Annotated in this window: 7 protein-coding genes; 6 read left to right on the forward strand and 1 reads right to left on the reverse strand. The window is 71.5% G+C overall.

Annotated features, from left to right (window positions below):
• Positions 1–38 precede the first annotated feature (38 nt).
• The 6 genes from lysX (at position 39) to argF (ending at position 6,254) form a co-directional block, all read left to right on the forward strand.
• Positions 39–926 (forward strand): lysine biosynthesis protein LysX, encoded by an 888-nt coding sequence (gene lysX, locus R6U01_RS10390; protein WP_410286384.1) that lies wholly within the window; start codon positions 39–41, stop codon positions 924–926.
• A complete protein-coding gene (gene argC, locus R6U01_RS10395; protein WP_410286385.1) occupies positions 923–2,011 on the forward strand; it encodes an N-acetyl-gamma-glutamyl-phosphate reductase in 1,089 nt (362 codons plus the stop codon). The genes lysX and argC overlap by 4 nt, the downstream gene beginning before the upstream one ends.
• On the forward strand, positions 2,008–2,934 hold the full coding sequence (locus R6U01_RS10400) for an acetylglutamate/acetylaminoadipate kinase (protein WP_410286386.1): 927 nt from the start codon (positions 2,008–2,010) through the stop codon (positions 2,932–2,934). Before argC ends, R6U01_RS10400 begins: the two co-directional genes overlap by 4 nt.
• On the forward strand, positions 2,931–4,058 hold the full coding sequence (locus R6U01_RS10405; RefSeq protein ID WP_410286387.1) for an aspartate aminotransferase family protein: 1,128 nt from the start codon (positions 2,931–2,933) through the stop codon (positions 4,056–4,058). Before R6U01_RS10400 ends, R6U01_RS10405 begins: the two co-directional genes overlap by 4 nt.
• Complete coding sequence (locus R6U01_RS10410; protein ID WP_410286388.1) at positions 4,058–5,275, forward strand: [LysW]-lysine hydrolase; 1,218 nt, start codon at positions 4,058–4,060, stop codon at positions 5,273–5,275. Before R6U01_RS10405 ends, R6U01_RS10410 begins: the two co-directional genes overlap by 1 nt.
• A 79-nt stretch (positions 5,276–5,354) precedes the next feature.
• Positions 5,355–6,254 carry an ornithine carbamoyltransferase gene (gene argF / locus R6U01_RS10415; protein WP_410286389.1) on the forward strand — a complete coding sequence of 300 codons (900 nt, stop codon included), beginning with the start codon at positions 5,355–5,357 and terminating at the stop codon, positions 6,252–6,254.
• Between the two features lie 75 nt (positions 6,255–6,329).
• Here argF and R6U01_RS10420 read toward each other — a convergent pair.
• Positions 6,330–6,764, reverse strand: a 435-nt coding sequence (locus tag R6U01_RS10420) for a hypothetical protein (RefSeq protein ID WP_410286390.1), incomplete at its 5' end; no start/stop codon positions are given.

Below are 6,764 nucleotides of genomic sequence, written 5' to 3' on the forward strand. Positions count from 1 at the left end.
GCGACGACCGCCACGGCCGCGACACGCGAGTGGTCGACATGCGCGTAGGGATCCTCTACTCCCGGATCCGGAAGGACGAGAAGCTGCTGCTCGGCGAGCTCCGCGAGCGCGGCCACGAGGTCGAGAAGATCGACGTCCGCAGGGAGCGGTTCGGCCTCGAATCGACGACGGCGAACGTCGACGACCTCGACATCGTCGTCGACCGCTGCCTGTCGACGAGCCGGTCGCTGTACGCGACGGAGTTCCTCGACAGCTACGGCGTCCGCGTGGTGAACTCCCCCGAGACGGGCGACGTCTGCGCCGACAAGGCGAAGAACTCGCTCGCGCTCGCCGAGGCGGACGTCCCGACCCCGGCGACGGAGGTCGCGTTCACCGCGGAGGCCGCGCTGGAGGCGATCGAGTCGTTCGGCTACCCGTGCGTGCTCAAGCCCGTCGTCGGCTCGTGGGGCCGGCTGATGGCGAAGATCGACTCGCGGAACGCGGCCGAGGCGATTCTCGAGCACAAGGAGACGCTCGGCCACTACGAGCACAAGGTGTTCTACATCCAGGAGTTCGTCGACAAGCCCGGCCGCGACATTCGCGCGCTGGCGGTCGACGGCGAGCCCGTCGCCGCGATGACGCGCTCGTCCGACCACTGGCTCACGAACGCCGCGAAGGGCGGCGAGACGACGTCGTTCGATCTCGACGAGCGCGCGACGGAGCTGGTCGAGCGCGCGAGCGAGGCGGTCGGCGGCGGCCTGCTCGGCGTCGACCTCATGGAGGTGGGCGGGGCCGGCGCCGGCGAGTACACCGTCCACGAGGTGAACCACACGGTCGAGTTCAAGGCGCTCGACGCGGCGAGCGAGGTCGACGTCCCGGCGGAGGTCGTCGACTGGCTGGAGGCGAAAGTCGCCGCGGCGGCCGACGGCGAGGAGGTCGCGCCATGAACGTCGGCGACGGGACGGAACCGTCGGCGGACGCGAGCCCCGACGAGACGTACACCGCGAGCGTCGTCGGAGGGACGGGATTCACCGGCGGCGAGCTGCTGCGGCTCCTCGCCGGTCACCCCGGCTTCGACGTGGTGCAGGCCACGTCGCGGTCGGCCGACAACATGACTGTGGGACGGTCGCACCCGAACCTACGCGGGCTCGACCTGCGCTTCTCCGACCCCGACGACCTCGAATCGGTCGACGTGCTGTTCTCGGCGACTCCCCACGGCGTCTCGATGGGGCGGGTCGACGAGTACTTCGAGGCCGCCGACACCGTCGTCGACCTCTCGGCGGACTTCCGGCTCCCGGAGGCCGACGCCTACGACGAGTGGTACGACGGTCACGAGTCGCCGGAGTACCTGGAGCGCGCGGAGTACGCGCTCCCCGAGATCAACCGCGAGAACCTCCCCGGCGCCGACCTGATCGCCGGGGGCGGCTGTAACGCGACGGCGACGATCCTCGGCCTGAAGCCGCTGGTCGACGCCGGCGCGCTCGGCCCCGACGCGGGCGAGGTCGTCGTCGACGTGAAGGTCGGTTCCTCGGAGGGCGGCGCCGGCGGCGGCGCGGCCTCCTCGCACCCGGAGCGCTCGGGCGTCGTGCGCCCGTACGCCCCGACCGGACACCGCCACGAGGCGGAGATCGAGGCGTACCTCGGGCTCTCCGTCTCCTTCACCGTCCACGCGGTCGACATGGTGCGCGGCGCGAGCGCGACCTGCCACGTCTTCCCCGACGGACCCGTCTCGAAGGGGGACCTGTGGGGGGCGTACCGCGGCGCGTACGCCGACGAGCCGTTCGTGCGTATCGTCTCCGGCGGGGGCGGCGTCTACCGCTACCCCGAGCCGAAGTCGGTCGCCGGCACGAACCACGGCGAGGTCGGCTTCGAGCTCGACCCCGGCAACAAGCGCGTCGTCGTCTTCTCGGCGATCGACAACATGATGAAGGGCTCCGCGGGACAGGCGGTCCACGCGGCGAACGTCGCCCTCGGCCTGCCGGAGACCGCGGGCCTCGAATTCAATGGGCTCCACCCGGTGGGGTCGCCATGACGGGCGAACGCGACGCGGCGGTCGCCGACGGCGGAGGCGACCCCGCCGACGAGCCCACGGTCGTCGTCAAGATCGGCGGCGCGAAGGCGGTCGACCCGGCCGGCGCGGTCGACGACATCGCCGACCTCGTCGCCGACGGGCGGCGGATCGTCGTCGTCCACGGCGGCTCGACGGTCGTCGACGAGACGATCGAACGGCTCGGCATGGAGCCGGAGTACGTCGAGAGCGCCTCCGGCGTCACGGGTCGGTTCACCGACGCGCAGACGATGGAGGCGTTCACGATGGCGATGGCGGGCAAGCTCAACACCGAGCTGACGGCGCTGTTCCGCGAGGCCGGGGTCGACGCGGTCGGCCTCTCGGGCGTCGACGGCGGGCTCCTCTCGGGCCCCCGCAAGTCGGCGGTCCGCGTGATCGAGGACGGCAAGAAGAAGATCCGCCGCGGCGAGCACTCCGGGCGGATCGAGTCGGTGAACGCCGACCTCCTCTCCGGGCTGCTCGCCGACGGCTACACCCCCGTCGTTTCGCCCCCGATGGAGGGGAAAGAGAGCGACGGCGGCGTCACGCCGGTCAACGCGGACGCGGACCGGGCGGCCGCGGCGGTCGCGGGCGCGCTCGGCGCCGACCTCGTCCTGCTGACGGACGTGGCGGGCGTCTACGCCGACCCTGACGACCCGGACACGCTGATCGAGTCGGCGGCGACGCCCGAGGAACTGGCGGCGGTCGAAGACGCCGCCGAGGGGTTCATGGGCAAGAAGGTGATGGCGGCGACGGAGGCGCTCTCCGGCGGTGCCGGCAGCGTCGTCGTCGCCGACGCCAACGTCGACGACCCTATCCTCGCCGCCCTCGGCGGCGCGGGAACGACGATCGAGCGGTCGGCGCTCGGTGAGGATGACACAGGGGACACGGAGGCGGTCGACGCATGAGCGGCTTCGTCTTCTCCGAGAAGCCGATCGAGATCGCCTCGGGCGAGGGCGTGTACGTCACCGACGCGAACGGCACCGAGTACCTCGACTTCGGGGCGAGCTACGCCTGCACGCCGGTCGGCCACTGTCACCCCGAGGTCGTCGACGCCGCGACGAGCCAGCTGGAGGAGCTCATGTACGTGCAGGCGTCGTACCCGCACGCGGCGCGGACGGCGCTGTACGAGCGGCTCTCCGAGACCGGACCGGTCGACGTCGACAACGTCTGGCTCTGTAACTCCGGCACGGAGGCCAACGAGGCCGCGCTGAAGTTCGCGCGGCACGCGACGGGCCGCGAGAAGATCGTCGCGACGACGCAGGGGTTCCACGGCCGGACGATGGGCGCGCTCGCGACCACCTGGAAACAGAAGTACAAGCAGGGGTTCGAGCCGCTCGCGGGCGGCGTTGAGTTCGTCGAGTACGGCGACGCGGAGGCGATGCGCGAGGCCGTCGACGACGAGACCGCGGCGGTGATCCTGGAACCCCTTCAAGGCGAGGGCGGGATCAACCCCGTCGACACCGAGTACCTGCAGGCGGTCCGCGTCGCGACGGCGACGTCGGGTGCGGCGATGATACTCGACGAGATCCAGACCGGGCTCGGTCGCACCGGCTCGCTGTGGGCGGCCGACAGACACGACGTGGTCCCGGACCTCCTCACGACGGCGAAGGGGCTCGGCAGCGGGCTCCCGATCGGCGCGACGCTGTGTCGCGACTGGATCGCCGAGGACGCCGGCGACCACGGCTCGACGTTCTCCGGCGGTCCGGTCGTCTCCGCGGCCGCGGGCGCCACGCTCGACGTCATCGAGCGCGAGGGGCTCCCCGAGCACGCCGCCGCGGTCGGCGCGTACCTCCGCGGACAGATCGAGGAGCGCCTCGGCGACGACGTCCGCGACGTGCGCGGCGACGGCCTGATGATCGGGATCGAGGTGAAGCGGGGATCGAACCGCCTGCTGCGTGATCTCGCGATCGATCATCAGATCCTCGCGCTGCCGGCGGGCCGCACCGTGTTGCGCCTGCTGCCGCCGCTGACGGTCGAGCGCGAGCACGCCGACGCGGTGGTCGACGCCCTCACCGAGGTGATCGGGTGATGGCGACCGGAGAGGGGCGGGAGATCGACGCCGAGTCGGAGTCGGACGGCGCGTCGGAGCCGGCGGAGTCGTCAGCGGCCGCCGAGTCGTCCCCCGCCGGTACCGACGTCGTCGCGGGCGGGGGCTACCCCGCCGCCTGCGACACGCCCGCCCGGAAACTGCTGTACGACATGGTCTCGATCCCCTCCCCGTCGGGCGAGGAGGAGCGGGCCGCGGAGCGGCTCGTCGACTTCTTCGAGGCGAACGGTCGGGAGGCGTGGATCGACGAGGTCGGCAACGTCCGGGCGCCCGCGAACGACGCGGTCCTCCTGACCTCGCACGTCGACACGGTCCCGGGCGACATCCCGGTCGAGGTGCGGGCGGCGCCGCCGGCGGGAGAGCTCCCGGAGCCGTCCGACGTCCGCGTCGGCGAGCCCGGCGAGCCCGTGCTGTGGGGCCGCGGGGCGGTCGACGCGACGGGACCGCTCGTCGCGATGGCGGTCGCGGCGGTGAAGACGGGCGTCTCCTTCGCGGGCGTCGTCCGCGAGGAGGTCGACTCCGGCGGCGCGCGCCACCTCATCGACGACCGCGACGCCCCGGACGCGGTCATCAACGGCGAGCCGTCCGGCTGGGCCGGGATCACCCTCGGGTACCGCGGACTGCTGGAGGGGACGTACGTGAACACGAGCGAGTCGGGCCACTCCTCGCGGCCGGAGCCGAACGCGATCCAGCACGCGATCGACTGGTGGCACGGCGTCGAGGAGGCGTTCACCCCCGCCGACCCGGAGACCGCGGTGTTCGACCAGGTGACGACCAAGCCCATCTCGATCGACGGCGGGCTGAGCGACGACGGGCTCGCCGTGGAGACGACGATGGACGTCCAGCTGCGGGTGCCGCCCTCCCGCCCGGTCGACGAGATCCACGAGCTGGCGGAGGCGGAGCTCTCGACCGGGTCGGTGCACTGGGGCGACCCGATGCCGCCCGTGATGGAGAGCCCCCGGACGGACTTGGCGCGGGCGTTCCGGGTCGCGATCCGCGGCGCCGGCGGCGACGTGCGCCTGCTCCGGAAGACCGGAACGAGCGACATGAATCTCTTCGCGGCCGCGTGGGACCGCCCGATGGTCACGTACGGGCCCGGGAACTCCGACCTGGACCACGCCCCGGACGAGCGGCTCCCGCTCTCCGAGCTGGACCGCGCCGTGGACGTCCTGACCGACGTCTGCCGGGAGCGACTGTAACGTACCGCCTCGTCGACTATCGGACACGCGACCGTTTTCGAACGCCACCACGCTCACACCACCACACCACGCACACACCATGCCACTCGCAACCGACGACTTCCTCGACATCGACGACGTGTCGCCAGCCGAACTGGACGCCCTGCTCGACCGCGCCGCCGCGATGAAGGCGGGCGAGAGCGACCCTCGACTCGGGGACGCGACGCTGGGGATGATCTTCGAGAAGCCCTCGACGCGCACCCGCGTCTCTTTCGAGACGGGGATGACGCGGCTCGGCGGCCACGCGATGTTCCTCGGGCCGGACGACATCCAGCTCGGGCACGGCGAGCCCCTGCGCGACACCGCGCGGGTGCTCGGCCGGTACGTCGACGGGGTGATGGCGCGGCTGTTCGACCACGAGGACGTGGAGACGCTCGCCGCGTACGCCGACTGTCCCGTGATCAACGGGCTCACCGACGAGGCGCATCCCTGTCAGACGCTCGCCGACCTCCTGACGATCCGTGAGACGGTCGGCGAGGACGCCACGGTCGCGTGGGTCGGCGACGGCAACAACGTCGGGCAGTCGTTCGTCGTCGGCGCGGCGATGGCCGGCGTCGACGTGCGGGTCGCCACCCCCGCCGACTACGGGATGAACCCCGCCGTCTTCGACCGCGCCGCGGAGTTCGGCGCTGACGTGGAGCCGACCACGGACCCCGGGGCCGCGATCGACGGCGCCGATATCGTCTACACCGACGTGTGGATCTCGATGGGACAGGAGGACCAGCGCGACGAGAAGCTCGCCGCCTTCGACGGGTTCCAGGTGAACCGGGGGCTCCTCGCCGGCACCGACGCGAAGGTGATGCACTGCCTGCCCGCGCACCGCGGCGAGGAGGTCACCGACGACGTGCTGGAGTCCGACCGGACCCTCGTCTGGGACCAAGCGGAAAATCGGATGCACGCGCAGAACGCGCTGCTCGTCGAACTGCTCGGCGGGGAGTGAGCGCGGAGCGGAAATCGGTCGTTGCGCAGGACTATTTATAAATGACGTGCGGTGGCGCGCGCCCGTGAGCGGCCGTTAGGCCGCGAACGGCGCGTGCGAGGTCGGGCGGAGATTGGAGTCTGCTTCCGGGCGCAGGACAATTTGGAACGACTCCCGTTCCCTCCGCGCCAAGCGCATGCGATAGCTGGGGTCGACGGAGGCCCCGGACTGGACCTGGTCTTTGGGAAAGACCTTGTGGGCGGAGTTCTCAAACCAGATTTGTGGGTCGCCGGCGACCGCCAAATCGCGCTCCAGGGTGCGCTCGCCCCGTTCCAAAGCAAAGGGGGCGTCGGTCCAGGCAGTCATCGCTTCCGAATCGGGATTGCCCACAACAAACTGGGTATCGATGCCGCCATGGGGGGAGTTGGTGTCTGCGCCCAAGGGCACCGTGCTGCCGTCCTCGCGGCGGATTTGCGCCAACACTTCATAGACGCCCTCGCCGGGGGCTTGCCATTCATAGGTGCATCGGGC

It is taken from the genome of Halorubrum sp., assembly GCF_046498025.1.
In the GTDB taxonomy this organism is placed as follows: Archaea; Halobacteriota; Halobacteria; order Halobacteriales; family Haloferacaceae; genus Halorubrum.

Excerpts from the sequence above, each read along its gene's own strand:
- lysX (WP_410286384.1), top strand. The coding sequence starts at position 39 with ATGCGCGTAGGGATCCTCTACTCCCGGATCCGGAAGGACGAGAAGCTG.
- argC (WP_410286385.1), top strand. The coding sequence starts at position 923 with ATGAACGTCGGCGACGGGACGGAACCGTCGGCGGACGCGAGCCCCGAC.
- R6U01_RS10400 (WP_410286386.1), top strand. The coding sequence starts at position 2,008 with ATGACGGGCGAACGCGACGCGGCGGTCGCCGACGGCGGAGGCGACCCC.
- R6U01_RS10405 (WP_410286387.1), top strand. The coding sequence starts at position 2,931 with ATGAGCGGCTTCGTCTTCTCCGAGAAGCCGATCGAGATCGCCTCGGGC.
- R6U01_RS10410 (WP_410286388.1), top strand. The coding sequence starts at position 4,058 with ATGGCGACCGGAGAGGGGCGGGAGATCGACGCCGAGTCGGAGTCGGAC.
- argF (WP_410286389.1), top strand. The coding sequence starts at position 5,355 with ATGCCACTCGCAACCGACGACTTCCTCGACATCGACGACGTGTCGCCA.